Source organism: Conexibacter sp. CPCC 205762, from assembly GCF_030646155.1.
Classification (GTDB): Bacteria; Actinomycetota; Thermoleophilia; order Solirubrobacterales; family Solirubrobacteraceae; genus Conexibacter.
Map to the genome: position 1 here is coordinate 21,186 of NZ_JAUTDN010000043.1, position 26,466 is coordinate 47,651.

Below are 26,466 nucleotides of genomic sequence, written 5' to 3' on the forward strand. Positions count from 1 at the left end.
GTCGTTCCATCCACGCGAGAGGACCCCGCATGTCTGACACCACCGTCACGATCCCCGACGATCTGAAGCCGGCCGACGGCCGTTTCGGCTGCGGCCCCTCGAAGGTCCGCCCCGAGCAGCTCGCCCGCCTCGTCAGCGGCGACGGCGCCGCGATCATGGGCACCTCGCACCGCCAGAAGCCGGTCAAGAACCTCGTCGGCAGCGTCCGCGCCGGCCTGCGCGAGCTGTTCCAGCTGCCCGACGGCTACGAGGTCATGCTCGGCAACGGCGGCACGACCGCCTTCTGGGACGCCGCCACCTTCGGGCTCGTGCGCGAGCGCGCCGCCCACCTCGTCTACGGCGAGTTCTCCTCGAAGTTCGCGAAGGCGACCGACGACGCGCCGTTCCTCGGCGACTCGATCGTCACGAGAGCGGACCCGGGCGACGCGCCCGCCCCCGCCGCGCAGCCCGACGCCGACGTGATCGGCTGGGCCCACAACGAGACCTCGACCGGCGTGATGGTGCCGGTGCAGCGCGTCGGCGACGGCCTCGTGCTGATCGACGCGACCTCGGGCGCCGGCGGCCTGCCGGTGAACGCCGCCGACGCCGACGTCTACTACTTCGCGCCGCAGAAGTGCTTCGCCTCCGACGGCGGCCTGTGGCTTGCGCTGCTGTCGCCGGCCGCGCAGGAGCGGATCGCCGAGATCGGCTCCAGCGACCGCTGGATCCCCGAGTTCCTGTCGCTGACGACCGCGCTCGACAACTCGAAGAAGGACCAGACCTACAACACGCCGGCGGTCGCGACGCTCGTGCTGCTGAACGACCAGCTCGAGTGGATGAACGCCAACGGCGGCCTCGACGGCATGGTCGCGCGCACGACCGCCTCCTCGCAGCACCTCTACCAGTGGGCCGAGGCGACCTCGTTCACGACGCCCTACGTCGCCGACCCGGCGAAGCGCTCGCTGGTCGTCGGCACGGTCGACTTCGACGAGCAGATCGACGCCGCCGCGGTCGCCGCGACGCTGCGCGCCAACGGCATCGTCGACGTCGAGCCGTACCGCAAGCTCGGCCGCAACCAGCTGCGCGTCGCGATGTTCCCGGCGATCGAGCCGGACGACGTGAAGGCGCTGACCGCCTGCGTCGACTACGTCGTCGACCAGCTCGGCTAGCTCGGCGAGCGGCCTCCACCGATCGGACGACTGGGGCGGCCACCGCGCCGCCCTAGTCTTTTCTGACCAGTTGAGAAATCCTGATTAGTGGTGTTATCGTCGCGCCGGGGACCGGAGTCATCCGATTCAGGGGAGATGCCATGCTTCGTCCAGCACGGCTCGCGGCGCTCGTCGCCGCTGTAGTGACCACCGCCGCAATCGCGGCCGCGCCGGCTTCCGCCGGCACGACGGCGATAACGATCTCGGGCTGCACGCTGAACGCGTCGTCGACCGGCACGCCGCCCGCGAACGTGATCGTCAGCCCGACCTCGGGCAGCTGCACCGTCAGCGGCATCGCCGGCACGGCGAGAACGTCGGGCAACACGACGCTCACGACGCAGCCGGACAGCTCGGTCACCGCGGACACGATCAACGTCACGCTCAGCGCGACGATCCTCATATTCGTGAGAGTCACGTGCAGCTACGCGGCGAGCAACGTCAACGTGCCGCTCGTCGCCGCAGGACCGCCGACGTGGAGATACCACACCGATTCGGCGACCGCGACGAAGACGTCCGGGCCTGACCAGTACTGCGACCCGACCGTCACCGGTCCGGTCGACATCGCGGTCACGCCGTAACCGACCCGCAGCACCCTCGCGACGGTGCGCGCTGCGACCAGGCGGCGCGCCCGGCGCATCCGCGCGCACGCGGGCGGCGTACTGTCATCAGTGATGGCACGCCGACCGCTCACGCCGCTCGCCCTGCTCGCCGCGCTCCTGCTCTGCCTCGCCGGCTGCGGCGGAGGCGGAGACGACGGCGCGACGGGCGCGCCCGACGCGCTCCGCACGACGCCCGGCGGCGGCACCACGACGCCCGGCCCCACCGGCACCACGCCGGGCGGCAGCGGCGCGCGCTCGGTCGACGCGAGAGACCTCGCCGTCGTGCGCGCCTGGGCCGCGACGCTGCAGCGCGGCGACGTCGCCGGCGCCGCCCGCTTCTTCGCCCTCCCCAGCGCCGTCGCCAACGGCACCAGACCGGTCGCCCTGCAGACGCGCGCGCAGGCGCGCGCCTTCAACCGCTCGCTGCCGTGCGGCGCCGACGTGATCTCGGCCCGCCCCGCCCGCGACGGCTTCTTCATCGTCACGTTCAGGCTGACCGAGCGCCCCGGCGGCGCCTGCGGCAGCGGCACCGGCAACACCGCCCGCGCCGCCTTCCACGTCAGCGACGGCCTGATCGACCACTGGCTGCGCGTCGAGGACCTCGAAGGCGCCCCGGCCGCGCCGGGCACGCCGACCTAGGAGCGGCCGCCGCCCTCGCGCTCGCGTCTCTCGGCGGCGCGGGCACGATCCTCGCTGTAGCCGACCTCGAGGAAGAAGAGCGAGACGGCGCCGACACAGCCGACGCCGAAGATCCCGAAGCCGACCGCCTGGGCGGTGTCGCTCGTGACCGAGGCGACGACCGCGCCGGCGACGATCAGCACGAGCGGGACGATCGCGCGGCGCAGGGCCGCTCGCTTCCACTCCTCCATACCGCCCACGGTAGCGGCTACGGCAGCGACCAGTAGCCGTCGTTGGCGTACGGCGCCAGCGTCGCCGGCGACGCCTCCAGCTCCGCGCGGGCGTGCTTGATCGAGACGCCGCGGACGGCGGCGACCTCGGCGGTCGCGAGCGGATACGGCGCCCACGCCAGCAGCTCCTCGGCAGACTCCGGCGCCGCTCTGCGCGGCAGCTGCGGCGCGGCGGCGGCGAACGCGACCTCGTACGCCGCCCACGGCTGGAAGCCGGGCGCGGCGGCGCGCCGCTCGCCGGACTCGACGACCGTCGAGGAGGCCGTGTAGCGCCAGCCGTCCTCGCCCTCGCGCGCGAGCTTGTGCGGCAGCGCGAGCGCCTCCGGCACCGGCGTCCGCGCCGCCGCCATCTCCTCGACCAGCTCGGCCTCGACGGCGTCGCTCTCCAGCCAGCCGCGCAGCGTCGGCTCGCCCACGCCGACGTCGGCCGCGGCAGCCGCGAGCGTCGCCGGCTGGTCGATCAGCTCGCCGGCCGAGTGGACGCGCACGCGGATCGCGCGCAGCAGCCGGTCGCCGCCCGCCTCGCCGCCGTCGAGGCGGGCGCCGATCACGGCCTTGCAGGCCGGCCGCGTCGCCGGCAGCCGCTCGGGCGCGCGCACCTCCATCGGCATCCCGTGCTCGTCGCGCAGGTGCGTGCCGTTGGCGACCAGCTTCGCCGGCGACAGGAAGCCGCCCGGCTCGAACTCCAGCGGTCTCGACTTCAGCACGATCATCCGCACGCGCACGTCGGCGTGCTCGCCGTAGGTCCAGCGCAGCTGGAGATCCTGCCGCTGGGCGTTGAAGCCGAACGGGCAGCCGGGGTCGGTGAAGATCGTGACGATCGCATCGGAGGGCATGCGGTCGAGCCTAGCCGGCCGACCGCCGCCCTCACCCGGCCGCTCAGCGCAGGCGCTTCGCGCGCATGATCACGACCTGCTCCGAGCAGGTTCTCAGCCCCGGCCCTCTGAGTCTGTCGCAGGCGCCTCTTCTCCGCTTCTGCTGGAATCTCGTCTGCTGTCCGGGCTTCAGCCGCAGCAGCCGCTTCGTCGCGCCCGGGATCCGCATCGGCGTGAACTTCGGCTGGGCCGAGAACATCGGCACGACGCCGTTGCGCGGTGCCTTGCATCTCGACAGGTCCGCCATCGGCCCGCCGGAGACGATCATCGAGCTGCCGCTGACCGTCAGCGCGAGCGCGCCGCCGCGCGTCTTGCGGTCGCCGCCGCATTGGTCCGACTCGACTCTGTCCGGCAGCGCGCCGGTGCAGAGGCCGTATTCGCTGAGCGGGCCGCAGGGCGAGCACTCGGACGTGTTGTCGCCGACGTGGGTTCTCGTCTTCCAGAAGCGGCGGGTGTCGTTCATCCAGACCGGCCCGCGCGGGATCAGCGCGAAGACCGAGTCGTCGAGGCCGCTGACGACGAGCCCGAGCGTGAACGGCGCATCCGCCTCGATGTCGTAGACGAGCGTGCTTCTGCCCTGCGTCCAGCTCTTGCATCTGTCCGGATAGCCGCCCTCTTCGAGGTTCGACTCCTCGACGGAGCTGACGTAGAGCGAGACGCTGAACTTCGGCGGCGGGGCGGCAACGGCGCTCGCGGCGCCGAACGTCAGCAGCAGCGCCAGCGCGGCCAGCGCGGCGAGCGGGGTGCGGGTCATCTGGCGTGGTCCTCTCATCATCTGACGGTGACGGTCGTGGTGCGGACGACCGCGCGGCCGCTCGCGGGCGCGAAGGCGATCCGCAGCGTCAGCCGCGCGCCGCGGCGCAGCTGACGGGCGGCGGCGCGCGAGGGCTTGAGCGTGAAGGCGCGGCGGCCGGGCGCGGCGAGCGTGACGGTGGCGCCGGCGGCGCGGACGCTGCGTGCGCCTCTGCCGGCCGGCTTCAGCGTCAGCGTCGCGGCGAGCCTGCCGGCGGCGGGCGCGCTGACGGTGACGCGCAGGCCGCCTCTGAGCGCGCTCGCGCGGGCGCTTCTGGCGACGGCGACGGTGACCGCGCCGGTCGGCGTCAGCTCGGGTCTTCTCTGAGGCAGGTCGCCGGGGCCGGTGGGGACTCTGCCCACATCGGTGGGGGTTCTGCCCGGATCGGCGGGCTGCTCGCCGGGGTCGGTGGGATCTCTGCCCGGATCGGCCGGGTCTCTGCCGGGATCGGTGGGGTCTCTGCCCGGGTCGGCCGGGTCTCTGCCGGGGTCCTGCGGCTCTCTTCTGCCGGGATCGGGATCTCTCGGCAGCGTCAGCGTCGCGGTCGAGAAGGCCGGCGTCGTGCCGGTCGCCGACAGCAGCACCGTGCCGCTCGTCGCGCACGTCGTCGCGCCGGTCGCGCCGACGGTCGCGACGCGCAGGCCGCTGCCGTCGCTCCAGGCGACCTGCGCCCCGTCGGGCGACAGCGCCGCCCACTCGACCGTCGCCGACGGCAGCAGGCACTGGGCGGTGACGCTGCCGCTCGTGCTGCCGACGGTGCCGCGCCAGTGGGCGTAGACGACGCGGCCGTCGGAGCGCGTGACGAGCAGGCGCGTGCCGGCGCGGTCGACCTCCGCCCCGGTCAGGATCGGGTTGTTCGGGTCGCTCAGCCAGCTGCTGAACTGCAGCGGCTGCGTCTCGAACCAGATCGCGCCGCCTCTCGCCGTCACGAGCCGGTCGCCGAACCAGGTCGGGCGGCTGTTGGCCGGCTGGTCGACCGCCGGCATCGTCGGGCTGCCGGGCGCGGCCGGGTTGACGACCGCGACCCGCTCCTCCAGGCCGCAGCCGCTGCAGACGCCGTGGTTGAGGAAGTAGGTGTAGGCGAGCTGCGAGCCGATCGTCGGCTTCACGCGCGCCCACAGCGGCCCGATGTTGACGCCGCCGGAGATCCGCCACGGCATCACGTTGACGGTCGGCCCCGCCGCGCCCCGCGGCAGCGTCCAGATCACGCGGTTGGTCGAGAAGCCCTTGATCGCGGTGATCGTGCCGGCGTCGTCGCCCGACGGGAACGCGTAGTAGAGGTCGGCTCTGCCGTCGCTGGTGACGCGCTGCTTGATCGCGCCGTCCGGCGAGGCGGCCCAGACGTCGTTGCCGTCGCGGTAGACGAGCATCGTCGCGGCGGCCGGTGCCGGCAGCTCGGCCGCGGTCGTGGCGAGCGCGACCAGCGTCGCGCACAGGGTCCGTGAAGGCATCGCCCGATCGTGCAGGCGATCCGCTCACGGCGCATCGGGGAGGTCCCCTGCGTGCGGCCGGCGGCGGAGCGGGGTAGCGCCCCGCCGCCGCCGGCGACGACGACGACGACGCGTTACGGCTTCGCGTGTCTCGTGACGAATCTCAGCGACAGCTCGGCGATCTCGCGCCAGCCGGCGTCGATCGTGAGCGAGTGGCCGCGGTCGACTCTGACGATCTCGGTGACCGCCTCGTTGCGCGCTTCCTTCTTGTAGGCGGCGTTGGAGACCGCCCACGGGACGGTGTGGTCGTGCTCGCCGCCGACGATCAGCACCGGTCCGCGGTTCTCCGCTCTGCTGTTGACCTTCACCTCGGTCCACGGGTTGAGGTTGGCCGTCGCCGCCTGGAACAGCGGGATGCCGGCGGCCGGGACCGCGTACTGCGTGTAGAGCTGCTTCGCCTCGTCCTCCTCCAGCGCGTTCCCGAACGCGTAGTGGAACTGCTCGTAGGTGAGCGGCACCGCGCGGTTGCGGTTGGCGGGGTTCTTCAGCACCGGGCTGGAGGACTTCAGCGCCGAGATCGGCAGCGGCAGCACACCGCGGAACGGCGCCGGCGACAGCGCGACGGACGCCTGCGCGAGGCCGCGACCGGCGAGGATCAGCGAGAGCAGGCCGCCGAACGAGTGGCCGACGATCGCCGGCTTCTTGTCGAGCCCCGAGATCACGTCCTCGAAGTGGTCGGCGACGTCGCCGACCGTCTTCTTCGCCATCACGTCGGGGTTGGCGTTGGCCTCCTCGACCGTCTCGGGGTCGTCGGGCCAGCCCGGCGTCAGCGGCGCGTAGCCGGCGGCCGCGAACAGCTCGGCCCAGTTGTCCCAGCTGCTCGGCAGCAGCCAGAGGCCGTGAACGAAGACGACCGGGGTCTTGCCGGTCTTGTTTGCGGCCTCGACCTGCGCCGCTTCGTGCTCAGTGATCGTCGCCATGATTGCGCGATCCTACGCGCCGACCGGCCCTGCGCCTAGAGCCGGCAACGAGATCGAATCGCGCCGCCGGCGGCTCAGCCGAAGCGGGTCGCTCTGACGACGACCGTCCGCTGCCAGCAGGTCCGCACCCCCGGCCCTCTGAGCCGTCTGCACTCGCCTCTGGTGACTCTCTTCGTCAGCCTGATCGAGGCGCCGACCTTCATCCGCAGCAGCTTGCGGGTGCCGTCGGCGATCGTCAGCGGCGGCGTCCGCGCGGCGCGTCGCGCCGCACTCCCGTCGCGGCCGGCGAGCCCGCTACGCCGCGACCAGCTCCACGCCGAGCATGGGCAGGTCGGGGATCCCGCCGCCGCTGACGCGGCGCGCGTCGTGGCCCTGCGCGCGCAGCCACGAGGCGGCGAAGGCGGCGCGGCCGCCGGAGGCGCAGGCGACCGCGAGCGGGCCGGCCGGCAGCGCCCCGGCCTCCGCTCTCAGGCGGCTGAGCGGCAGGTGGATCCCGCGCGCGAGGTGGCCTCTGCCCCACTCCGGCGCGTCGCGCACGTCGACGAGCGTGACCGCCTCGCCGGCCAGCAGGCGCGGCAGCTCGGCGACGACGATCGGCGGCGTCTGCGCAAGCGGCGTGCCGGCGGCGGCGGCGAGGGCGGGCAGGCCGCCGCCGTCGCTCACCGGCACGACGCCGCGGACGCGCTCCAGCCCGACCGCGCGCACGAACCGCGCCAGCCGCAGCGCGCCGGCCTCGTCGTCGGCCAGCACGACCAGCTCGTCGGTCGGGTCGACCGCCCAGGCGGCGCGCGTGCCGAGGCCGCTGCCGCCGAGCGCGAGGCTGAGCGCGCCCGGCAGGTGACCGGCGTCGAAGGCGTCGGCGTGACGGCCGTCGAGCAGCGTCGCGCCGGCCTGCAGCGCGCGCGCCAGCTCGGCGCCGTCGAGCAGCGGCAGCGCGGCGGTCGCGGTCGCGGCCGGGACGCGGCCTCTGTTGCGCGCGACGACGGCGGCGACGGTCGGCGGGCGGGCCGGCAGGCCGGCGATCAGGCGGCTCGCGAACTCGTCGGCGGCGACGTTCAGGAGCGGGTTGACGGCGCGCTCGAAGCCGAGCGTCGAGCTGGTCTTGCGCGACAGCCCGGGGCCGCCGCAGAGCGAGCCGCCGACGTGGCCGGGCCACAGCTCGACGGCGCCGTCGAGCGCGCCGAGGCGGGTCAGCGTCGCATGCAGCGCGGCGGCGCCGTCGTGCGGGTCGACGGCGAGGTCGGGCCGGGCGAGATCGCCGACGAGCAGCGAGTCGCCGCTCAGCAGCAGCCACGGGCGCGGGTCGCGGGAGCTGTCGGCGACGAGCACGACGATGTGCTCCGGGCGGTGGCCGGGAGCGGCGAGCACCGTCAGCCGCAGGTCGCCGACGGCCAGCTCGTCGCCGTCGTGCAGCGGCTCGCCGGCGCCCTCGTCGTAGCCGCCGCCGGCCGGCAGCCGCACGCTCGCGCCGGTCCGCGCCGCCAGCAGCGCGCGGCCGGAGACGTGGTCGGCGTGGACGTGCGTCTCGACGATCAGCTCGATCTGCAGCGACTCCTCCTCCGCGACGGCGAGGATCCGTTCGACGTCGAGCCCCGGGTCGACGACGACGCCGCGGCCGTGGTCGCCGAGGAGGTAGCACGCGCACCCGAGGTCGCGATCGATCAGCTGCCGGAAGATCATTCTTGTTTCCTTTATGGAGCGAGAAAGTCAAGTTTGACCGATCGAACACTGGCGTGCCACGAAGGAAGCGGTTTGCGGCGGCGATTCTCACGCGATCTTCACAAGCGGCTCGCGTGCGGCCGGGTCGCGCGCAGGCCGGGCGCGCAGGAGTGCGGGCGGGGTGTCAGCCCGCCCGCCCGAGGGGATAAGGTCCATCCGTGGACCTCGATGCGCACGACAGAGACGACGAGCCGGTCGACCCGCAGTCGACCGAGGAGATGACGGCCCCGTTCGACGCGCTCGCGGAGGCCGACGACGCCGACGCGCCGGTCGCGGACGCGCCGAGCCCGGACGCCCCGCCGTTCGCCGACGCGCCGCCGCCCGCCGCCGACGCCCCGCCGCCCGGCGCGGAGCCGCCGACGGCCGCCCACCCGCTGACGAGCGGCGAGAGCGTCGCGGAGGAGGCGCCGCTGCACCCGCTCGACGCGCTCGCGCCGACGCAGGCGCTGGCGCGGCTGGATCCGGAGGCACCCGACTTCGAGCCGCTGCGCGCGCCCGACTTCCCGGTCGTCTGGCGCGGCTACGACGTGCAGGCGGTCGACGCCTACGTCGCCGACGTGACCGCCGCGATCGAGACCTTCGAGCAGCGCACCGCGCCGACCGTCGCCGTCCAGCGCGCGCTGGAGCGGGTCGGCGAGCAGACGGCGGCGATCCTGCAGCAGGCGCAGCAGGCCGCCGACGAGACGACGCACGAGTCGCGCGCCGCCGCCGACGACCGCGTGCAGGCGGCCGAGCGCGAGGCGAGAGAGCTGCACGACGACGCGGTCGCGCGCGTGCGGGCGCTCGACGACGACGTCGAGCGGCTGTGGGAGGAGCGCCAGAGACTGATCGAGGCGACGAAGGAGCTGGCCGACCGGCTCAGGGCCGTCGCCGAGGAGGGCGAGTCCCGCTTCCCGCCCGCCGCCGCCCCGCCGCCGGCTGCCGCCGACGCGGCCGAGCCGCCGGCGCCGCCCGCCTGACGCGCGCGACGCCGGGCCGCCGCGCCGGCTAGACCGTCGCCGCCCGCGTCGCGACGCCCTCGGCGCCCGGCGTGACGACGTGGACGCGGCCGGCGTCGGGCTGGCCGGCGAGCTGCTGCGCGTCGAGCCCGACGGAGGCGCTGGTGACGAACAGCGTGCGCAGCTCCGGCCCGCCGAACTGGACCGACGAGCACTGCTCGACCGGCAGCGCGATCTCCTCCAGCAGCGACCCGTCCGCGCCCGAGAAGCAGCGCACGCACCAGCCGCCCCAGAAGGCGACCCAGAGATTGCCGTCGGCGTCGATCGTCATCCCGTCGGGGGAGCCGCTCAGCGCGCTCGTGTCGGCGTGGACCGCCCGCGCGCCGAGCGTGCCGCCGGCCATCTCGAAGGCGAACCGCTGGATCGATCTGGTCGGCGTGTCGACGTAGTAGAGCGTGCCGCCGTCGCGCGACCAGGCGAGGCCGTTGGAGATCGTCACGCCCGCCAGCACCGTCTCGACGTGGCCGCCGGCGTCGAGCCGGAACAGCGTGCCGCCGCCGGGCGTGTTGTCGTAGGCCTTCGTGCCGGCCCAGTAGCGGCCGGCCGGGTCGACCTCGCCGTCGTTCATGCGCGCGATCGCCGCGTCGACGCCGGGCGCGTCGACCAGCGGTCTGATCGCGCCGTCGTCGAGCGACAGCCGCGCGAAGCCGATCCCGACCGCCAGCAGCAGGTCGCCGCCGCGGTGCAGCGCGGCGGCGCCGACCGGTGCCGGGGTCGCGTACGAGCGGGTCGAGCCGCCGTCGGCGCTGGTGACGTGGACGAGCTGTCCGTCGATGTCGACCCACACCAGCCGCTGCTCGTCGGAGTCCCACACCGGGCCCTCCCCCAGCTGCGCTCTGACCTCGCTGAAGACCGCTGCTCTGCTGCTGCTCATCACCACTCCGTGAAGGCGCCGTCGGACGTGCGCCAGATCGGGTTCCGCCAGTCGTGCCCGCGCGCGGAGGCCGCGCGCACGGCGGCCTCGTCGACCTCGATCCCGAGCCCCGGCGCCGTCGGCCGCGCGATCGTACCGTCCGCGAAGGCGAACACCGAGCGATCGACCAGATAGTCGAGCAGGTCGCTGCCGACGTTGTAGTGGATCCCGAGGCTCTGCTCCTGGATCAGGAAGTTCGGCGTCGCGAACGAGACCTGCAACGAGGCGGCGAGGCCGATCGGCCCGAGCGGGCAGTGCGGCGCCAGCACCGCGCCATACAGCTCGGCCAGCGCCGCGATCCGCCGCACCTCCGAGATCCCGCCGGCATGCGAGAGATCCGGCTGGACGACGGTCACGCCGGCGTCGAGCGCATGCTTGAACTCCCAGCGCGAGAACAGCCGCTCGCCGGTCGCGACCGGGATCGGCGAGGCCGCGATCAGGCCCGGCAGCCGCTCGCCCAGCTCCGGCACCAGCGGCTCCTCGACGAAGATCGGCGCGACCTCCTCCAGCGCCGCCATCAGCCGCTTCGCCATCGGCGCCGAGACGCGGCCGTGGAAGTCGAGCGCGAGGTCGCGCTCCTCCCCCAGCGCCTCGCGCACGACCTCGGCGCGCCGCACGACGGCGGCGACCTGCGCGCGCGTCTCGATGAAGCCGAACGGCCCGGTCGCGTTCATCTTGACCGCCGTCAGGCCCGCCTCGACCTGCCGCTGCGCCTGCTCGGCCGACTCGCTCGGGTCGTCGCCGCCGATCCACGAGTAGATCCGCGCGCGCTCGCGCACGTGGCCGCCGAGCAGCGCGTGCACGGGCGCGCCGCGGACCTTGCCGTGAATGTCCCACAGCGCCTGGTCGATCCCGGCGACGGCGCTGGCGAGGATCGCCCCGCCGCGGTAGAAGCCGCCCTTCGTGAGCGTCTGCCAGTGGTCCTCGATCCGCAGCGGATCGGCGCCGATCAGGCCCTCCATCAACTCGTGGACGGCCGTCCGCACCGTCGCGGCGCGGCCCTCGACGACCGGCTCGCCCCAGCCGACGACGCCGTCGTCGGTCTCGATCCGCAGGAACAGCCAGCGCGGCGGGACGAGGAAGGTCTCGAAACGGGCGATCTTCGCGCTCATGAGAGCCGCGCTCCGACGCCGCCGTCGACCGCGATCGAGGCGCCGTTGACGAAGCCGGCCTTTTCGTCGCTGGCGAGGAACGCGACCGTGTGGGCGACGTCGAGCGGCCGGCCGACGCGGCCGACCGGCTGGTCGGAGGCGAGCTGCTCGACGGTCACGTGGCCGCCGTCGCGCGCGAACCCCTCACGCGCCAGCTGGGTGTCGATCAGCCCCGGGCAGACGGCGTTGGCGCGGATCCCGTTAGGACCCTCGTCGAGCGCGAGGCTGCGCGTGAGGCCGACGATCCCGGCCTTCGCGGCGGCGTACGGGAAGCGGCCCCGCTGCGTCAGCGTCGCGTGGATCGAGCTGACGTTGACGATCGCGCCGCGGCCCGCGGCGCGCATCTGCGGGAGCGCGGCGCGCGCGGTCAGCCAGCAGGCCTTCAGGTCGAGCGCGAAGAAGGCGTCCCACTCCTCGTCGCCCATCGTCGCCGCGTCGGCGTAGGCGTTGACGCCGGCGTTGTTGACGAGGATCGTCGCCGGGGCGCCGAGCTGCTCGGCAACGCGGACGGTCGCGGCCGCGACGGCGGCGCCGTCGGTCACGTCGCAGTCGACGTGCAGGTCGGGCGCGTCGAACGGCTCGCCCGGGTCGGGCGGGATCACGTCGAAGGAGGCGACGCGCGCGCCCTCCTCGCGCAGGCGGTGGACGATCGCGCGGCCGATTCCGCGCGAGCCTCCGGTCACGATCGCGACACGGTCGGCGAGGTCAGGCATCGCGGGGCTCCAGGGCGCCGCGCGCGTGGCGGCGGGCAAGGTCAGGCATCTGTCTCCTCCAGGGGTTCGAGCGCGGCGCGCAGGTCGCGCTCGGTCATGCGCAGGTGGGTCTCCATCGCGTGCGCGGCAGCTTGCGGGTCGCGCCGCTCGACGGCGTAGAGGATCGCGCGGTGCGCCTCGACGACCTCGTCGAACGGGCGCCCCTCGCGCAGCCGGCCGCGGTGGCTGTGGCGGCGGCTGGTGCGCAACGGCTCGGCCAGCTGCTCGATCAGCTGCGTCAGCATGCCGTTGCCGGTGGCGGCGGCGAGCGCCTCGTGGAAGCGCACGTCGGCGTCGTGGAAGCCGTCCTCGTCCTCGGCGCGGCGCATCGCGTCGATCGCGCCCGCCATCGCCGCTATCGCGCTGCGCGGGGCGTTCGTCGCCGCCAGCGCCGCGTTGCGGACCTCCAGCGCCAGCCGCACCTCGGTCAGCTCGAACAGAGCGGACGGATCGCGCCGCACGGCGATGCGGAAGTAGTCGCCCGCGAGCGAGCCGTTCGGCTCGCGCACGGTCGGCCGTCTGCCCTTGCGCAGCTCGACCAGCCCGCGCGCCTCCAGCGAGCGGACCGCCTCGCGCACGGTCAGGCGGCTGATCGACAGCGTCCGCGCCAGCTCGCCCTCCGACGGCAGCGCCTCGCCGGGCCGCAGCTCGTCGAGCGCGAGCCGCTCCAGCTCCTCGACGGCAGTGCCGACGGCACCGGCCGGTTGTGCAGGTCTCTCAGCCATGTTCGAGAACCTATCTGATACCTTTTGCGATTGCAACCGCTTTCAGCGTCTGTAGACTCTCGCCACGCGTCCTCGCGCCAGCAACCTATCAGCGACGTTGTAGGAGAGAGATTCGGATGGCAGGCATCACGCTCGATCGGGTCAGCAAGAGATACGGCGACGGCTACGAGGCCGTGAAGCAGCTCGACCTCGACATCGGCGACGGCGAGTTCGTGATCTTCGTCGGCCCCTCCGGCTGCGGCAAGACGACCGCGCTGCGGATGATCGCCGGCCTCGAGGAGATCTCCGACGGCGAGATCCGGATCGACGGCGCGCGCGTCAACGAGACCGCGCCGAAGGATCGCGACATCGCGATGGTCTTCCAGAACTACGCCCTCTACCCGCACATGACGGTCGCGGAGAACATGGGCTTCGCGCTCAAGCTGGCGAAGACGCCCAAGAGCGAGATACAGCAGAAGGTGCGCGAGGCGGCCGAGGTGCTCGACCTCGTCGAGCACCTCGACCGCAAGCCCGGCCAGCTCTCCGGCGGCCAGCGCCAGCGCGTCGCGATGGGGCGCGCGATCGTGCGCGAGCCGAAGGCGTTCCTGATGGACGAGCCGCTCTCCAACCTCGACGCGAAGCTGCGCGTCGAGATGCGCACGGCGATCGCGCGGCTGCAGCAGAACCTCGGCACGACGACGATCTACGTCACCCACGACCAGATCGAGGCCGTCACGCTCGGCGACCGCGTCGCGGTCCTGCGCGACGGCGTGCTGCAGCAGTTCGCCTCCCCGAGAGAGCTGTACGAGCGCCCGGCGAAGCTGTTCGTCGCCGGCTTCATCGGCTCGCCCGCGATGAACTTCGCGCGCGGCGAGCTGACGAGCGGCGGCGTGCAGACGGCGATCGGCGTCGTGCCGCTGCCGGACCGGCTGCGGACGGCGGTCGAGGCCGGCGGCGGCCGCCGCGAGGTCGTGCTGGGCGCGCGGCCGGAGGCGTTCGCGCTGCAGCGCGACACGGCCGAGAAGCCCGGCTACCGCTTCACCGCGACGGCCGAGGTGGTCGAGTCGCTCGGCTCCGAGGTGCAGATCCACTTCGCCTTCGGCGAGAGCGCGCTGTCGACCCACACGCCGGTCTCGACCAGAGGCCTCGCCGTCGCGAAGCTGCCCGGCGACGCGGTGATCGAGGTCGGCCAGCCGGTCGAGCTGTGGCTCGACGGCGAGAAGCTGCACGTCTTCGACGCCGACAGCGGCGAGTCGCTGACGGTGAACGCGTAGCGATGGAGGGTTCCGCGCCCGCCTCGCCCGAGGTCGTCACCTGCGGCGAGACGATGGGCCTGCTGCTCGCCGACGACGGCCTGCCGCTGCGGCGGGCGCGGCAGTTCCGCCGCACGCTCGCGGGCGCGGAGCTGAACACGGCGGTCGGGCTCGCGCGGCTCGGCCACCGCGTCGCCTACGGCGGCCGCGTCGGCGACGACCCGTTCGGCGAGGACGTGCGCGCGACGCTGCTGGCCGAGGGGATCGACGCCGCCGCGCTGCACGTCGACCCCGACGTGCCGACCGGCCTGCTGACGCGCGACCGCGACGGCCACCGGCGGATCCGCGTCGTCTACCACCGCGCCGGGATGGCCGGCAGCCGCCTGACCGCCGACGACCTCGCCGCGCTGCCGATCGAGCGCGCGCGGCTGCTGCACCTGACCGGGATCACGCCGGCGCTGAGCGAGTCGGCCGCGCGCGCGACCGCCGACGCCGCCGCCCGCGCGCGCGCCGCCGGCGTCCCGATCGCCTTCGACCCCAACTTCCGCGCGCGGCTGTGGTCGCGCGAGCAGGCGCTGCCGGCGCTGCGCGAGCTGGCCGCCGGCGCGACGATCGTGCTGACGAGCGAGGACGAGGGCGCGTGGCTCGCCGGCATCGACGCGGCGGCCGCCCCCGCGCGCGACGGCGACGCCTCCGGCGTGAGAGGCGCCCCAGCGCGCGACGCCGACGCGCTCGCGCAGGAGATCGCCGCCTGGTTCCACGCCCGCGGCGCGGCGATCGTCGTCGTCAAGCGCGGCGCGGACGGCGCCTGGGTCAGCGACGAGGGCCGCGGCGGGGCCGTGCCGGCGCTCGCCGTCGCGGCGGTGACCGACCCCGTCGGCGCCGGCGACGCCTTCGACGCCGGCTTCCTCTCGGGCTGGCTCGACGGCCTCGACGCGCCCGCCGCCGCCCGCCGCGGGGCAGCCTGCGGCGCGGCCGTCGTGCAGGTCGCCGGCGACCTCGAGGGCCTGCCGACGCGCACCGAGCTGGAGGACCTGTTGAGCGACACGAGAGAGGCAGATCGATGAGCCCGCACCCGCCCGCCGCGCCCGCCGCCGCTCGTCCGGAGGCGGCGCCGGCCGCCGCCGCGCGCCGGGAGCCGTCCGCATGAGCTACCGCTGGGAGGCGAGCGCGCGGATCGCGCAGCGCAGGCTGGTCGCGATCGTCCGCCACGCTGACACGAGCGTCGCCGAGCAGGTCGGCGACGCGGTGATCGAGGCCGGGCTCGACGTGCTCGAGGTCCCGCTCACGACGCCCGACGCGCTCGGCGCGATCGAGCGGCTCAGCCGCCGCCACCCGCAGGCGCTGATCGGCGCCGGCACGGTGCTCGACGCGGCCAGCGCGCGGCTGGCGATCCTCGCCGGCGCCCGCTTCCTCGTCTCCCCCTCGCTGCACGCCGACGTGCTGCAGACCGGCCACCGCTACGGCGCCGCCGTGCTGCCGGGCGTGCAGACGCCGACCGAGGTCGTGCAGGCGCTGGAGGCCGGCGCGGACCTGATCAAGCTGTTCCCCGCCGACGAGCACACGCCCGGCTACCTGAAGGCCGTCCGCGCCGCGCTGCCGCAGGCGCCGATCGTCCCGACCGGCGGCATCGGCGCCGCCAACGCGCGCGCCTGGCTCGACGCCGGCGCCGTCGCGCTCGGCGTCGGCGGCTCGCTCACGCGCGAGCCCGCGACGGCCGGCGCCACCGCCGCCGCGCTGCTCGCCGCCGTCGCCTGAGGCGCCTCTCGCCGCTCCCCGTGACGCCGCCCGCAGAGGGCGGCGTCGCGGCGCGCGCTCAATTCACCTCAAAACCCCGAGATGGGGCGAAGTGACATCACTTTCGTCAATCTCGCCAAAACTCTTGTCGACGCTCGACGTAAGTGCGACAGTGCCGCGCCATGGAGGGAGAGAGAACGCAGCCGCTGCGGATCGCGGTCGCGGGCACCGGCATGATCGGCAGCATCCACGCCCGTTCGGCGCGGCTGGCCGGCGCCACGCTCGTCGCCGTCGCCGCCTCGACGCCGGCCCGCGGCGAGCAGGCCGCGCGTGAGCTGGGCGCCGAGCGCGCCGCCGCGACCGCCGAGCAGCTGGCGACCGCCGACGACGTCGACGTGCTGCACGTCTGCACGCCGAACCACCTGCACGCGCCGCTGACGAAGCTGGCGCTGGAGCACGGCAAGCACGTCGTCTGCGAGAAGCCGGTCGCGCTCGACCGCGCCGAGGCCGAGCAGCTCGCGCTCGACGCCGCCGACGCCGGCCGCTTCGTCGCGGTCCCGTTCGTGTACCGCTACCACCCCGTCGTCCGCCACGCCCGCGCGCTGGTCGCCGACGGCGCGCTCGGCGACGTGCGGCTGATGCACGGCACCTACCTGCAGGACTGGCTGCTGCAGCCGTCGGACACCAACTGGCGGGTCGACGTCGCGCTCGGCGGCCGCTCGCGCGCCTTCGCCGACATCGGCTCGCACTGGTGCGACCTCGCGAGCTTCGTCAGCGGCCATCGCTTCACCGCCGTCCAGGGCGCGACCGAGACGACCGTGCCCGAGCGCGACGGCACGCCCGCCGCGACCGAGGACGTCGCGGTCGCGACGCTGCGGACCGACCGCGGCGCGCTCGCCAACGTCGTCGTCTCGCAGGTCTCGCCCGGCCGCAAGAACCGCCTCTGGCTGGAGCTGGACGGCTCGCTCCAGAGCGTCGCGTTCGACCAGCAGCAGCCGGAGACGCTGTGGCTCGGCGCCCGCGACGGCGCCCGCCTGATCACGCGCGACCCCGAGCAGCTGGCGCCCGCCGCCAAGCGCTTCGCGGTCGTCCCCGGCGGCCACCCGCAGGGCTACCTCGACTGCTTCGACGCCTTCGTGCGCGACGTCTACGCCGGGATCGCGGCGGGCGAGCTGCCCGACGGCACCCCGCAGCTGGCCGACGGCGTGCGCGCCGCGGCCGTCACCGACGCCGTGCTCGAGGCCGCCGAGAGCGGCGGCTGGAGCGAGATCGGCGCGCGCACGCACACCACCACCGCCAACGGAGGAGCGCCACGATGAAGGTCGGCGTGTTCACCGCGGTCTACGCCGACCGCGGCTGCGACGAGATGCTCGACAAGCTCGCCGGCTTCGGCGTCGAGGCGCTGGAGCTGGGGACCGGCAACAGCGCCGCCGACAAGCACGTCGGGATGGACGAGCTGCTGGCCGAGCCGGCGAAGGCGGCCGCCTTCAAGCGCAAGCTCGACGCGCGCGGCATGACGATCTCGGCGCTCTCCCAGCACGGCAACCCGGTCCACCCCGACCCGGACACGGCCGCCCACGACCACGCGATCTGGGTCAAGACGCTGCAGCTCGCCGAGCTGCTGGAGGTCGAGGTCGTCAACGCCTTCAGCGGCTGCCCCGGCGGCAGCCCGCAGGACCGCACGCCGAACTGGATCACCTGCACCTGGCCGGACGACTTCGCGCGCGCGCTCGACTACCAGTGGGACGATGTCCTGATCCCCTACTGGAGCGCGCAGCTGGAGCCGATGCGGCGCCACGGCGTGAAGGTCGCGATCGAGCCGCACCCCGGCTTCGCGGTCTACAACACGGAGACGCTGCTGAGGCTGCGCGCGGCGACGGGCGAGGAGGTCGGCTGCAACTTCGACCCGAGCCACCTCTTCTGGCAGGGGATCGACCCGTTCGCCTCGATCAAGGCGCTCGGCAGAGCGATCCACCACGTGCACGCGAAGGACACCTTTCTCGACGGCGGCAACGTCGCCGTCAACGGCGTGCTGGACACGAAGAGCTACACGCGCCTGTCGGAGCGCTCCTGGTACTTCCGCACGATCGGATTCGGTCAGGGCGAGCAGACGTGGCGCGAGATCGTGAGCGCGCTGCGGCTGGTCGGCTACGACTGGGTCGTCTCGATCGAGCACGAGGACGCGTTGCTGTCGAAGGACGAAGGACTGCGGAAGGCGATCGACCTGTTGCAGGCGATCGTCCCCGCCGAGCCGACTGGCTCGATCTGGTGGGCCTGACCGGCCCGCTGTCGTAACTGAGAGGAGAGAGCGAAGTGAGCATCGATCTGAGCCTGCGCCGGCTCCCCCGGGTCGGCGCCGCGATCGGCCTGGCCGTGAGCGCCGCGGCGCTCGCCGCCTGCGGCAGCGGCAGTGGCGGCGGCCCGTCGGGCGGCCCTGCCGGAGACGGCACCGAGATGCCGACCAAGACGGTCGCCAGCACGGTGAGAGTCGACGTCAGCGCCGCCCCGAGAGGGACGATCTCGGTCGCCGCGGCGTCCGACGCGCCCGGCGACATCGCCCTGCGCAAGAAGCAGGCGGAGGCGTTTCAAGCGAGATACCCTGGCACCAAGGTCAACATCCAGGTGATCCCGCGCCAGGGGTACGACCAGAAGATCATGACCCAGATCGCGGGCGGCTCGGCGCCGGACGTGATCGGCACCGGCGACGTGCAGATCCCGACGCTCGTCAACCGCAACTTCGCGCTCGACCTGTCGCCGTACATGGAGGCCGACAGAGAGTTCGACAGCTCCGACTGGTACCCGGAGGTGCTCAGAGGGCTCACCTACGACGGCAAGGTCGTCGGGCTCTCCGACAACTGGGACACGCAGGCGCTCTACTACAACCGCGCGCTGTTCAGAGCAGCCGGCGTCGCCGAGCCGACCGCCGACTGGACCTGGGACGATTACAGAGCGGCCGCCGAGAAGCTGACCAGCGGCGAGGGCCCGGACAAGGTCTGGGGCTCCTTCTGGCAGAAGTGGTTCGTGCCGGTCGCCGACGCGGTCGCGGCGGCGGGCGGCTCCGTCTACGACGAGGCCGGCAGAAGATGCACGCTGACCGAGCCGGAGGGGATCGAGGCGCTGACCTTCCTCGACGACCTGCGCAGAGCGGGCGTCGACCCGGGCGCGACCGAGGACCGCGTGCTCGGCCGCGAGCCGGACGAGATCTTCGCCGCCGGCAAGGCCGCGATGCTCGTCGGCGACGGCCGCTGGGGCGCCTACGCCTTCAACGAGGCGAAGGACCTCGACTGGGCCGTGGCGGAGCTGCCGAGAGGCCCGGCCGGCCGCTCGAACTTCTTCCACCTCGCCGCCTACTCGATCCCGTCGAACTCGAAGAACCCCGACCTCGCCTGGGCCTTCCTGCGCTTCATGACCTCCAGAGAGGGCGTGATGATGGGGCTGGCCGAGAGCCAGGGCGTGCCGGCGATCAAGTCGGTCGCGACCTCGGCCGAGCTGAGAGACGAGCCGATCGTCAAGGACCACAACGCGCTGCAGCCGTTCCTCGACTCGCTGCCGACGGCCCGCCGCGCCCCGCAGCTGACCGACTTCAACCGCTACCAGGACAGAGTCGACGAGGACCTGCTGCCGCTGTGGCGCGGCAAGACGACGCCGCAGGCGGCGGCCGAGAAGGTCTGCAAGGACGTCGACGCCGTCTTCGCCTCGGCCAAGTGACCTGAGCGATGAGCGTCGTCTCGTCACCCCCGCCCGCCCGCGCGCAGTCGCGCGGGCGGGGCCGGGGGCGCTCCCAGCGGTCGCGCGAGACGCTCGCCGCCTGGCTGTTCCTCGCCCCCAGCACGCTCCACTTCGTCGTCTTCACCGTCGGCGCGCTGATCGCCTCGCTGGTGATCTCGACCTGGCAGTGGGACCTCGTCACCGAGCACCAGTTCATCGGCGTCGACAACTACACGGCGCTCGTCAACGACCCGCAGTTCTTCACCTCGCTCGGCGTGACCGGCATCTACTGCCTGATCACGATCCCGAGCGGGATCGTGCTGGGGATGCTGATCGCGCTCGCGCTCAACCAGAAGCTGCGCGGGATGGCGACCTTCCGCTTCGTCTACTTCATCCCCTACGTCGCGCCGGTCGCGGCCGTCGCGCTGCTGTGGAGATGGATGTACAACACGCAGTACGGGATCCTCAACTGGTTCCTCTCCGGGATCCTCCCCGGCGACGTCAACATCGACTGGCTCGGCGATCCGAGACTGGCGATCGTCGCCGCCGGGATCATGGACGTCTGGAAGAACCTCGGCTGGAGCGTGACGCTCTTCACCGCCGGCCTGCTGGCGATCCCGGCGCACTACTACGAGGCGGCGGAGCTGGACGGCGCGAGCGCCTGGCAGCGCTTCCGCTACGTCACCTTCCCGCTGCTGACGCCGACGACCTTCTTCCTCGTCGTGATGGGCGTGATCGGCTCCTTCCAGGTGTTCGACTCGATCTACCTGATGCTCGGCGACACGCCCAGCTCGCATGCCACGACGTACAACTTCTACATCTGGCAGCAGGGCTTCCGCTACAACAACATGGGCTATGCCGCAGCGCTGTCGTGGGTGCTGTTCGCGATCATCGGGATCGTCACCTTCCTGCAGTTCAAGTTCCTCAACAAGCGAGTGAACTATGAGCTCGGCTAACGCGTCGCTGGCGCGCCGGGTGGTCGGCTACGCGGCGCTGATCGCGCTCGCCGTCGTCGCCGCCGCGCCGCTGCTGTGGATGCTCTCGACCTCGCTCAAGAGCAACAGCAACGTCTTCTCCTACCCGCCCCAGTGGATCCCCCACGACTGGAAGTTCTCCAACTACACGTCGCTGTGGGACGACCTGCCGATGAACCGCTGGCTGCTGAACACGGCCTTCATCTCGACGGCGGTCGTGCTCGGCCAGCTGCTGTTCTGCTCGATGGCCGCCTACGCCTTCGCGCGGATGACGTTCAGAGGCCGCGACCTGCTGTTCTACGTCTTCCTCGCCTCGCTGATGGTGCCGTACCAGGTGACGCTGATCCCCGCCTTCGTGCTGATCTCGAAGCTCGGCTGGATCGACACCTACAAGGCGCTGATCATCCCCCAGCTGTCGACCCCGTTCGGCATCTTCATGCTGCGCCAGTTCTTCATGACGCTGCCGAAGGAGCTGGAGGAGGCGGCGCGACTGGACGGCGCCTCCTACTGGCGCATCTACCGCACGATCATCATCCCGCTGGCCAAGCCGTCGCTGCTCGCCTTCGGCGTCTTCTCCTTCATCGGGATGTGGGGCGACTTCCTCTGGCCGCTGATCGTCACCAACACGCCCGACAAGATGACGCTCACCGTCGGCCTCAACTACCTCAGCAACTCGTACAACACCGACTGGGCTCGATTGATGGCTGGCGACGTGATCTCGCTGGCCCCGCTGATGCTGATCTACGCGATCGCGCAGCGGTACTTCATCCAAGGCATCGCCATGACCGGACTGAAAGGCTGACCCGTCCCATGCCGTCCACCGTCGTCCGCTTCGAAGAAGCGCTCAACGCCACGCTCGTCCCCGACCCCGACGACCGCTCGACGCGCCCGCTGGAGCCGCATCAGGTCCGCCTCCGCACGCTCTACTCCGGCATCTCGGCCGGCACCGAGCTGACCGCCTACCGCGGCTCCAACCCCTACCTCAGCAAGCGTTGGAACGAGACCACGCGCCTGTTCGAGGCCAACGCCGACACGAAGCCGAACTTCACCTTCCCGATCGACGGCTGGGGCTACGAGGAGGTCGGCGAGGTGATCGAGGTCGGCTCCGACGTCGAGTCGCCGGTCGTCGGCGACATCGTCTACGGCGCCTGGGGCCACCGCAGCCACCACGTCTGCCGCGCGAACTACGCCGCGCCGCGGATCCTGCCCGCCGGCGTCGACCCGATCGTCGGCATCTTCAGCCAGATCGGCGCGATCGCGCTGAACGCCGTGCTCGACGCCGACATCCACGTCGGCGAGGACGTCGCCGTCTTCGGCCAGGGCGTCCCCGGCCTGCTGGCGGCGCAGCTCGCGCGCGTCAACGGCGGCGACGTGATCGCGATCGACGGGATCGCCGCGCGGCTGGAGCTGGCCGCCAAGCTCGGCGCCCGCCACACGATCGACATCACGCAGGAGTCCGCGCCGGAGCAGGTGAAGGCGCTGACCGCCAACCGCGGCGCCGACGTCTCGATCGAGATCACCGGCTTCGCGGGCGCGTTGAACGACGCGATCCGCGCGACGGCGTACAACTCGCGCGTCGTCGCCTCCGGCTTCTTCCAGGGCGGCGCGAGCGACCTCTTCCTCGGCGAGGAGTTCCACCACAACCGGATCGAGCTGCGCTGCTCGCAGATCTCGGGCGTCTCGCGCGAGCTCGACCACCGCTGGAGCGAGCTGCGGCTGGCGCAGACGTTCATCCGCATGTGCGCCGAGGGGCGCGTCGACGCGGAGGCGCTCGTCAGCCACCGGCTGCCGGCGTCGCAGTCGGGCGAGGCCTTCCGGCTGCTGCACGAGTCGCCGCAGGAGGCCGTCCAGGTCGTGATCGACTTCACGGAGGAGGCGGCGTGAGCGCCCAGCACGAGCTGAAGCTGCTCGTCCAGGAGTACGAGATCCCGGGCTCGTCCCTGGAGCAGAAGTGGGAGCTGCTGCAGCAGGTCGGCTTCCACGGGATCGAGCTGCACGGCCGCGACCAGGCGTTCGCCGAACGGCTGCCGGAGCTGCAGAAGGCGGCCGCGGCGGGCGTGCCGATGCCGTCGGTCTGCCTGATCTCGGAGAGATTCATCGGCGACTGGGACGCGGACGTGCGCAGGCTCGCGGTCGCGAACATGAAGACGCTGCTGAGCACGATCTCCGCGATCGGCGGCAAAGGCGCGATCACGCCCGCCGCCTTCGGCCTCTTCTCCAAGGCGCTGCCGCCGTTCAAGTCGCCGCGCACGGTCGAGGAGGACCGCTCGGTGCTGCTGGAGGCGCTCGCCGAGCTGGCTGCGCACGCCGACGCCGAGGGCGTCGACATCTACCTCGAGCCGCTCAACCGCTACGAGGACCACATGCTCAACAAGCTCCACCAGGCCGTCAGCCTGATCGAGGAGCTGGGCAGCCCGCGCGTGAAGGTGCTCGCCGACACCTTCCACATGAACATCGAGGAGGACGACCTGCCGGCCGCTCTGAAGGAGACCGGTCGCCACCTCGGGCACATCCACCTCGCCGACTCGCAGCGCTCCCACCCCGGCAGCGGCCACACCGACTTCGGCGCGATCGCGGCGGCGCTGCGCGAGCTGGAGTTCGACGGCTGCCTCGCGATGGAGTGCGGCATCCGCGGCGACAAGACGGAGTCGCTGCGGCAGGTCGCGGCGCTGTTCAACTAGCCGATGGAGCGGATCGCCGACCACCCGCGCCCGCTGCTGCGGCGCGACTGGAGCAGCCTCGACGGCCGCTGGTCGTTCGCGTGGGATCGCGGCGCCGGCTGGCGCACGCCGGCGCAGGTCGGCTGGGACAGCGAGATCGAGGTCCCGTTCGCGCCCGAGACGGAGGCCAGCGGGCGCGGTGAGGTCACCCCTCACCGCGCCTGCTGGTACCGCCGCTCGTTCGCCGCCCCGGCGCTGGGCGACGGCGAGCGGCTGCTGCTGCACTTCGGCGCCGTCGACGCGCTCGCGACCGTCTGGGTCAACGGCCAGCAGGTCGCCCGCCACGACGGCGGCTGGACGCCGTTCCACGCCGACGTGACGGACGCCCTGCTTGCGGGCGAGGTCGAGCAGGAGGTCGTCGTGCGCGCCGTCGACGACCCGCTCGACATGGAGCAGCCGCGCGGCAAGCAGGACTGGCAGGACGAGCCGCACATGATCTGGTACCCGCGCACGACGGGGATCTGGCAGCGCGTCTGGCTGGAGGTCGTGCCGGCCGTGCGGATCGAGACGCTCCAGTGGCGCCCGTCGGTCGCCGACTGGGCGCTGACGATCGAGGCGACCGTGCTCGACGCGCTGCTCGACGGCCGCCCGCGCGAGCCCTCCGCACCCGACGCCTCCCCCGACGGCCGCCCGCGCGAGCCGCTGGAGCTGGCGGTGACGCTGCGCGTCGGCGACGACGTGCTCGCCGACGACGTCTGCCGCCTGCGCGACGGCGAGCTGACGCGCACGATCGCGCTGCCCGACCGCGGCATCTTCTCCGAGCGCGAGCTGCTGCTGTGGTCGCCGAGATCGCCGACGCTGATCGACGCGACGGTCGAGCTGCGCCGCGGCGGCGACGTGCTCGACCGCGTCGCGTCCTACAGCGCGCTGCGCAGCGTCCGCGCCGAGCGCGACCAGTTCCTGCTCAACGAGCAGCCGCTGCCGCTTCGGCTCGTGCTCGACCAGGGCTGCTGGCCCGACAGCGGCCTCACGCCGCCCTCGACCGAGGCGCTGGAGCGCGACGTCGAGCTGACGCTCGCGCTCGGCTTCAACGGCGTCCGCAAGCACCAGAAGCTCGAGGACCCCCGCTTCCTGCGGCTCGCCGACGAGCACGGCCTGCTCGTCTGGGAGGAGCTGCCGAGCGCCTACCGCTTCTCGCCGCTGGCGGCGCGGCGGCTGACGCAGCAGTGGGTCGAGGCGATCGAGCGCGACCGCTCCCACCCCTGCATCGTCGCGTGGCTGCCGGTGAACGAGTCGTGGGGCGTGCCGGCGCTCCCCTCCAGCCCCCGCCAGCGCGCGCTCGTGACCGCGCTGCAGGCGCTCGCGCGCACGCTCGACGGCGACCGCCCCGCGCTCGGCAACGACGGCTGGGAGCTGTCCGACGGCGACCTGCTCGGGATCCACGACTACGGCACCGCGGACGTGCTCGCCGCCCGCTACGCCGACGGGCTCGACCGCGTGCTGGAGCAGGAGCAGCTCAGCCGCCGCAGGCTGCTGCTCGACGGCGTCCGCCGCGACGGCCGCCCGGTCGTGCTGAGCGAGTTCGGCGGGATCGCCTTCACGCCCGCCGCCGCCGAGGACGCGACGTGGGGCTACGACCGCGTCGCCTCCGCCGAGCAGTTCGCCGACCGCTACGCCGGCCTGCTCGCGCAGGTCCACGCGATCGAGCGGCTGGCCGGCTTCTGTTACACGCAGCTGACCGACACCTGGCAGGAGGCCAACGGCCTGCTGACCGCCGCGCGCGAGCCGAAGGCGGACCTCGCCGTGCTCGCGGCCGCCACGCGCGGGGTGGTCGTCTCGCGCGAGCAGGTCGCCGCCGCGACGCGCGGCGTGGCACCATCCTCCCCCGATGGAGGGGCGTGAGGTGAGCAACGGGGCGGGCGCGCTGCTGGAGATCCTGCGGCGCCAGCCGGAGGCGAGCCGCTCGGAGCTGGCCGAGCGGACCGGGCTGGCGCGCTCGACCGTCGGCCAGCGGCTTGAGCTGCTGAGCGCGCTCGGCTACGTCGAGGAGGCCGGCCCGCGGCCGTCGACCGGCGGCCGGCCCGCCTCGACCGTCCGCTTCAAGCCCGACGGCGGCGTGATCCTCGCACTCGACCTCGGCGCGACCCACTGCCGCCTCGCCGTCACCGACCTCAACCGCGAGGTGCTGGCGGAGGTCTCGCACGAGCTGCCGATCGCCGACGGGCCCGAGCAGGTGCTCGGCCGCGTGCGGACGCTGCTGCTGGCGCTGCTGAGACGCGCCAGACGCGCGCCGGCGCAGGTGCGCGCGATCGGCGTCGGGCTGCCGGGGCCGGTCGAGTTCGCCAGCGGCAGGCCGGTCAACCCGCCGATCATGCCGGGCTGGGACGGGGTCGACGTGCCGCGGCTGCTGTCGGCCTTCGGCGCGCCGGTGCTGGTCGACAACGACGTCAACATCATGGCGCTCGGCGAGCACCGCGAGCACTGGCCGCAGTGCGGCGACTTCCTCTTCATCAAGGTCGCGACCGGCATCGGCTGCGGGATCATCACCGGCGGCCGGATCCACCGCGGCGCGCAGGGCGCGGCCGGCGACATCGGCCACATCCGCGTCCCCGACGCCGACGAGCTGTGCCGCTGCGGCAACCGCGGCTGCCTGGAGGCGGTCGCCTCCGGCGGCGCGCTGGCGCGGCGGCTGTCGGCGCAGGGGCTGGCGGTCGACGACGCGCGCGCGGTCGTCGAGGCGGCCCAGCGCGGCGAGCCGCTCGCGGTCGCGGCGATCCGCGAGAGCGGGCGCACGATCGGCGAGGCGATGGCGGGGATGGTCAACTTCTTCAACCCGGCGACGCTCGTGATCGGCGGCGACCTCGCGCACGCCGGCGACGAGCTGCTGGCCGGCATCCGCGGCGCCGTCTACGAGCGCTCGCTGATGCTCGCCACGCGCGAGCTGCGGATCGTCACCTCGCAGCTCGACGAGGCGGCCGGCGTCGTCGGCGCCGCGACGATGGCGACCGACGGCCTCTTCGACCCCGCCCGCGTCGACGCGCTCGCCGCGCGCGCGGTCAGCGCGGGGTAGCGCGCGGCGGCGGCGCGTCCGGCGGCGGGCGCGGCGGGCGCCTCGCGCGGCGGCG

The 26,466-nt window shown here is 73.4% G+C and carries 27 protein-coding genes; 16 read left to right on the forward strand and 11 right to left on the reverse strand.

Going from position 1 to position 26,466, the window contains the following annotated elements:
• The first annotated feature begins 29 nt into the window (after positions 1 to 29).
• From serC to Q7L73_RS24065, 3 genes are all read left to right on the forward strand, one after another.
• Positions 30 to 1,148, forward strand: a complete 1,119-nt coding sequence (gene serC / locus Q7L73_RS24055) for a phosphoserine transaminase (RefSeq protein ID WP_304694718.1) — start codon at positions 30 to 32, stop codon at positions 1,146 to 1,148.
• A gap of 140 nt (positions 1,149 to 1,288) precedes the next feature.
• Positions 1,289 to 1,765: a hypothetical protein gene (locus Q7L73_RS24060; RefSeq protein WP_304694720.1), complete on the forward strand. Its 477-nt coding sequence runs from the start codon at positions 1,289 to 1,291 to the stop codon at positions 1,763 to 1,765.
• A gap of 93 nt (positions 1,766 to 1,858) precedes the next feature.
• Positions 1,859 to 2,425 (forward strand): hypothetical protein, encoded by a 567-nt coding sequence (locus tag Q7L73_RS24065; protein WP_304694722.1) that lies wholly within the window; start codon positions 1,859 to 1,861, stop codon positions 2,423 to 2,425.
• Here the strand turns inward: Q7L73_RS24065 and Q7L73_RS24070 are convergent.
• The 7 genes from Q7L73_RS24070 to Q7L73_RS24100 form a co-directional block, all read right to left on the reverse strand.
• Positions 2,422 to 2,655, reverse strand: a complete 234-nt coding sequence (locus Q7L73_RS24070; RefSeq protein ID WP_304694724.1) for a hypothetical protein — start codon at positions 2,653 to 2,655, stop codon at positions 2,422 to 2,424. The genes Q7L73_RS24065 and Q7L73_RS24070 overlap by 4 nt on opposite strands.
• Before the next feature lie 17 nt (positions 2,656 to 2,672).
• Positions 2,673 to 3,530 carry a hypothetical protein gene (locus Q7L73_RS24075; protein ID WP_304694726.1) on the reverse strand — a complete coding sequence of 286 codons (858 nt, stop codon included), beginning with the start codon at positions 3,528 to 3,530 and terminating at the stop codon, positions 2,673 to 2,675.
• A gap of 43 nt (positions 3,531 to 3,573) precedes the next feature.
• Positions 3,574 to 4,323, reverse strand: coding sequence for a hypothetical protein (locus Q7L73_RS24080; protein ID WP_304694728.1), 750 nt, complete (start codon positions 4,321 to 4,323; stop codon positions 3,574 to 3,576).
• A gap of 17 nt (positions 4,324 to 4,340) precedes the next feature.
• On the reverse strand, positions 4,341 to 5,813 hold the full coding sequence (locus Q7L73_RS24085; RefSeq protein WP_304694730.1) for a hypothetical protein: 1,473 nt from the start codon (positions 5,811 to 5,813) through the stop codon (positions 4,341 to 4,343).
• 113 nt (positions 5,814 to 5,926) lie between these two features.
• Positions 5,927 to 6,772, reverse strand: coding sequence for a carboxylesterase (locus tag Q7L73_RS24090; protein ID WP_304694731.1), 846 nt, complete (start codon positions 6,770 to 6,772; stop codon positions 5,927 to 5,929).
• A 74-nt stretch (positions 6,773 to 6,846) separates the two neighbouring features.
• Complete coding sequence (locus Q7L73_RS24095) at positions 6,847 to 6,975, reverse strand: hypothetical protein (protein WP_304694732.1); 129 nt, start codon at positions 6,973 to 6,975, stop codon at positions 6,847 to 6,849.
• A gap of 91 nt (positions 6,976 to 7,066) precedes the next feature.
• Positions 7,067 to 8,452: a rhodanese-like domain-containing protein gene (locus Q7L73_RS24100; RefSeq protein ID WP_304694733.1), complete on the reverse strand. Its 1,386-nt coding sequence runs from the start codon at positions 8,450 to 8,452 to the stop codon at positions 7,067 to 7,069.
• 197 nt (positions 8,453 to 8,649) lie between these two features.
• On the opposite strand from Q7L73_RS24100, the gene Q7L73_RS24105 reads away from it, so the two are divergent.
• Positions 8,650 to 9,450 carry a DivIVA domain-containing protein gene (locus Q7L73_RS24105; protein ID WP_304694734.1) on the forward strand — a complete coding sequence of 267 codons (801 nt, stop codon included), beginning with the start codon at positions 8,650 to 8,652 and terminating at the stop codon, positions 9,448 to 9,450.
• Positions 9,451 to 9,478: 28 nt separating this feature from the next.
• On the opposite strand, the gene Q7L73_RS24110 is transcribed toward Q7L73_RS24105, so the two are convergent.
• From Q7L73_RS24110 to Q7L73_RS24125, 4 genes are read right to left on the reverse strand one after another with little or no spacing between them, the layout of a single operon-like run.
• On the reverse strand, positions 9,479 to 10,363 hold the full coding sequence (locus Q7L73_RS24110) for an SMP-30/gluconolactonase/LRE family protein (protein ID WP_304695689.1): 885 nt from the start codon (positions 10,361 to 10,363) through the stop codon (positions 9,479 to 9,481).
• Positions 10,363 to 11,514 carry a galactonate dehydratase gene (gene dgoD / locus Q7L73_RS24115; protein WP_304695691.1) on the reverse strand — a complete coding sequence of 384 codons (1,152 nt, stop codon included), beginning with the start codon at positions 11,512 to 11,514 and terminating at the stop codon, positions 10,363 to 10,365. The genes Q7L73_RS24110 and dgoD overlap by 1 nt, the downstream gene beginning before the upstream one ends.
• Positions 11,511 to 12,266 (reverse strand): SDR family NAD(P)-dependent oxidoreductase, encoded by a 756-nt coding sequence (locus tag Q7L73_RS24120; protein ID WP_304695693.1) that lies wholly within the window; start codon positions 12,264 to 12,266, stop codon positions 11,511 to 11,513. Before Q7L73_RS24120 ends, dgoD begins: the two co-directional genes overlap by 4 nt.
• Positions 12,267 to 12,307: 41 nt before the next feature.
• A complete protein-coding gene (locus Q7L73_RS24125; RefSeq protein WP_304695695.1) occupies positions 12,308 to 13,030 on the reverse strand; it encodes a FadR/GntR family transcriptional regulator in 723 nt (240 codons plus the stop codon).
• Between the two features lie 116 nt (positions 13,031 to 13,146).
• Here Q7L73_RS24125 and Q7L73_RS24130 point away from each other — a divergent pair, with 116 nt between their 5' ends.
• From Q7L73_RS24130 to Q7L73_RS24185, 12 genes are all read left to right on the forward strand, one after another.
• A complete protein-coding gene (locus tag Q7L73_RS24130) occupies positions 13,147 to 14,283 on the forward strand; it encodes an ABC transporter ATP-binding protein (RefSeq protein WP_304695697.1) in 1,137 nt (378 codons plus the stop codon).
• 2 nt (positions 14,284 to 14,285) lie between these two features.
• Positions 14,286 to 15,329, forward strand: coding sequence for a sugar kinase (locus Q7L73_RS24135; protein ID WP_304695699.1), 1,044 nt, complete (start codon positions 14,286 to 14,288; stop codon positions 15,327 to 15,329).
• 79 nt (positions 15,330 to 15,408) lie between these two features.
• On the forward strand, positions 15,409 to 16,020 hold the full coding sequence (locus Q7L73_RS24140) for a bifunctional 4-hydroxy-2-oxoglutarate aldolase/2-dehydro-3-deoxy-phosphogluconate aldolase (protein WP_304695701.1): 612 nt from the start codon (positions 15,409 to 15,411) through the stop codon (positions 16,018 to 16,020).
• A 161-nt stretch (positions 16,021 to 16,181) separates the two neighbouring features.
• Entirely contained in the window at positions 16,182 to 17,318 is a 1,137-nt protein-coding gene (locus Q7L73_RS24145; RefSeq protein WP_304695703.1) for a Gfo/Idh/MocA family protein, read from the forward strand.
• A complete protein-coding gene (locus Q7L73_RS24150; protein WP_304695705.1) occupies positions 17,315 to 18,277 on the forward strand; it encodes a sugar phosphate isomerase/epimerase in 963 nt (320 codons plus the stop codon). Before Q7L73_RS24145 ends, Q7L73_RS24150 begins: the two co-directional genes overlap by 4 nt.
• 35 nt (positions 18,278 to 18,312) lie before the next feature.
• Positions 18,313 to 19,707 (forward strand): sugar ABC transporter substrate-binding protein, encoded by a 1,395-nt coding sequence (locus Q7L73_RS24155; RefSeq protein WP_304695707.1) that lies wholly within the window; start codon positions 18,313 to 18,315, stop codon positions 19,705 to 19,707.
• Between the two features lie 8 nt (positions 19,708 to 19,715).
• The gene (locus Q7L73_RS24160) at positions 19,716 to 20,663 is read left to right on the forward strand and encodes a carbohydrate ABC transporter permease (protein ID WP_304695709.1); all 948 of its coding nucleotides are present in this window, start codon (positions 19,716 to 19,718) and stop codon (positions 20,661 to 20,663) included.
• The gene (locus tag Q7L73_RS24165; RefSeq protein WP_304695711.1) at positions 20,650 to 21,483 is read left to right on the forward strand and encodes a carbohydrate ABC transporter permease; all 834 of its coding nucleotides are present in this window, start codon (positions 20,650 to 20,652) and stop codon (positions 21,481 to 21,483) included. Before Q7L73_RS24160 ends, Q7L73_RS24165 begins: the two co-directional genes overlap by 14 nt.
• Positions 21,484 to 21,491: 8 nt before the next feature.
• Positions 21,492 to 22,565, forward strand: coding sequence for a zinc-binding dehydrogenase (locus tag Q7L73_RS24170; protein ID WP_304695713.1), 1,074 nt, complete (start codon positions 21,492 to 21,494; stop codon positions 22,563 to 22,565).
• Positions 22,562 to 23,362: a sugar phosphate isomerase/epimerase family protein gene (locus Q7L73_RS24175; protein WP_304695715.1), complete on the forward strand. Its 801-nt coding sequence runs from the start codon at positions 22,562 to 22,564 to the stop codon at positions 23,360 to 23,362. The genes Q7L73_RS24170 and Q7L73_RS24175 overlap by 4 nt, the downstream gene beginning before the upstream one ends.
• 3 nt (positions 23,363 to 23,365) lie before the next feature.
• A complete protein-coding gene (locus Q7L73_RS24180) occupies positions 23,366 to 25,243 on the forward strand; it encodes a glycoside hydrolase family 2 protein (protein ID WP_304695717.1) in 1,878 nt (625 codons plus the stop codon).
• 1 nt (position 25,244) lies between these two features.
• A complete protein-coding gene (locus Q7L73_RS24185) occupies positions 25,245 to 26,411 on the forward strand; it encodes an ROK family transcriptional regulator (RefSeq protein ID WP_304695719.1) in 1,167 nt (388 codons plus the stop codon).
• The last annotated feature ends 55 nt before the right edge of the window (positions 26,412 to 26,466 follow it).

Excerpts from the sequence above, each read along its gene's own strand:
- Q7L73_RS24090 (WP_304694731.1), bottom strand. The coding sequence starts at position 6,772 with ATGGCGACGATCACTGAGCACGAAGCGGCGCAGGTCGAGGCCGCAAAC.
- Q7L73_RS24150 (WP_304695705.1), top strand. The coding sequence starts at position 17,315 with ATGAAGGTCGGCGTGTTCACCGCGGTCTACGCCGACCGCGGCTGCGAC.
- serC (WP_304694718.1), top strand. The coding sequence starts at position 30 with ATGTCTGACACCACCGTCACGATCCCCGACGATCTGAAGCCGGCCGAC.
- Q7L73_RS24130 (WP_304695697.1), top strand. The coding sequence starts at position 13,147 with ATGGCAGGCATCACGCTCGATCGGGTCAGCAAGAGATACGGCGACGGC.
- dgoD (WP_304695691.1), bottom strand. The coding sequence starts at position 11,514 with ATGAGCGCGAAGATCGCCCGTTTCGAGACCTTCCTCGTCCCGCCGCGC.
- Q7L73_RS24075 (WP_304694726.1), bottom strand. The coding sequence starts at position 3,530 with ATGCCCTCCGATGCGATCGTCACGATCTTCACCGACCCCGGCTGCCCG.
- Q7L73_RS24135 (WP_304695699.1), top strand. The coding sequence starts at position 14,286 with ATGGAGGGTTCCGCGCCCGCCTCGCCCGAGGTCGTCACCTGCGGCGAG.
- Q7L73_RS24145 (WP_304695703.1), top strand. The coding sequence starts at position 16,182 with ATGGAGGGAGAGAGAACGCAGCCGCTGCGGATCGCGGTCGCGGGCACC.
- Q7L73_RS24095 (WP_304694732.1), bottom strand. The coding sequence starts at position 6,975 with ATGAAGGTCGGCGCCTCGATCAGGCTGACGAAGAGAGTCACCAGAGGC.
- Q7L73_RS24170 (WP_304695713.1), top strand. The coding sequence starts at position 21,492 with ATGCCGTCCACCGTCGTCCGCTTCGAAGAAGCGCTCAACGCCACGCTC.
- Q7L73_RS24165 (WP_304695711.1), top strand. The coding sequence starts at position 20,650 with ATGAGCTCGGCTAACGCGTCGCTGGCGCGCCGGGTGGTCGGCTACGCG.
- Q7L73_RS24060 (WP_304694720.1), top strand. The coding sequence starts at position 1,289 with ATGCTTCGTCCAGCACGGCTCGCGGCGCTCGTCGCCGCTGTAGTGACC.
- Q7L73_RS24080 (WP_304694728.1), bottom strand. The coding sequence starts at position 4,323 with ATGACCCGCACCCCGCTCGCCGCGCTGGCCGCGCTGGCGCTGCTGCTG.
- Q7L73_RS24070 (WP_304694724.1), bottom strand. The coding sequence starts at position 2,655 with ATGGAGGAGTGGAAGCGAGCGGCCCTGCGCCGCGCGATCGTCCCGCTC.
- Q7L73_RS24065 (WP_304694722.1), top strand. The coding sequence starts at position 1,859 with ATGGCACGCCGACCGCTCACGCCGCTCGCCCTGCTCGCCGCGCTCCTG.
- Q7L73_RS24180 (WP_304695717.1), top strand. The coding sequence starts at position 23,366 with ATGGAGCGGATCGCCGACCACCCGCGCCCGCTGCTGCGGCGCGACTGG.
- Q7L73_RS24125 (WP_304695695.1), bottom strand. The coding sequence starts at position 13,030 with ATGGCTGAGAGACCTGCACAACCGGCCGGTGCCGTCGGCACTGCCGTC.
- Q7L73_RS24160 (WP_304695709.1), top strand. The coding sequence starts at position 19,716 with ATGAGCGTCGTCTCGTCACCCCCGCCCGCCCGCGCGCAGTCGCGCGGG.
- Q7L73_RS24085 (WP_304694730.1), bottom strand. The coding sequence starts at position 5,813 with ATGCCTTCACGGACCCTGTGCGCGACGCTGGTCGCGCTCGCCACGACC.
- Q7L73_RS24110 (WP_304695689.1), bottom strand. The coding sequence starts at position 10,363 with ATGAGCAGCAGCAGAGCAGCGGTCTTCAGCGAGGTCAGAGCGCAGCTG.
- Q7L73_RS24140 (WP_304695701.1), top strand. The coding sequence starts at position 15,409 with ATGAGCTACCGCTGGGAGGCGAGCGCGCGGATCGCGCAGCGCAGGCTG.
- Q7L73_RS24100 (WP_304694733.1), bottom strand. The coding sequence starts at position 8,452 with ATGATCTTCCGGCAGCTGATCGATCGCGACCTCGGGTGCGCGTGCTAC.
- Q7L73_RS24120 (WP_304695693.1), bottom strand. The coding sequence starts at position 12,266 with ATGCCTGACCTCGCCGACCGTGTCGCGATCGTGACCGGAGGCTCGCGC.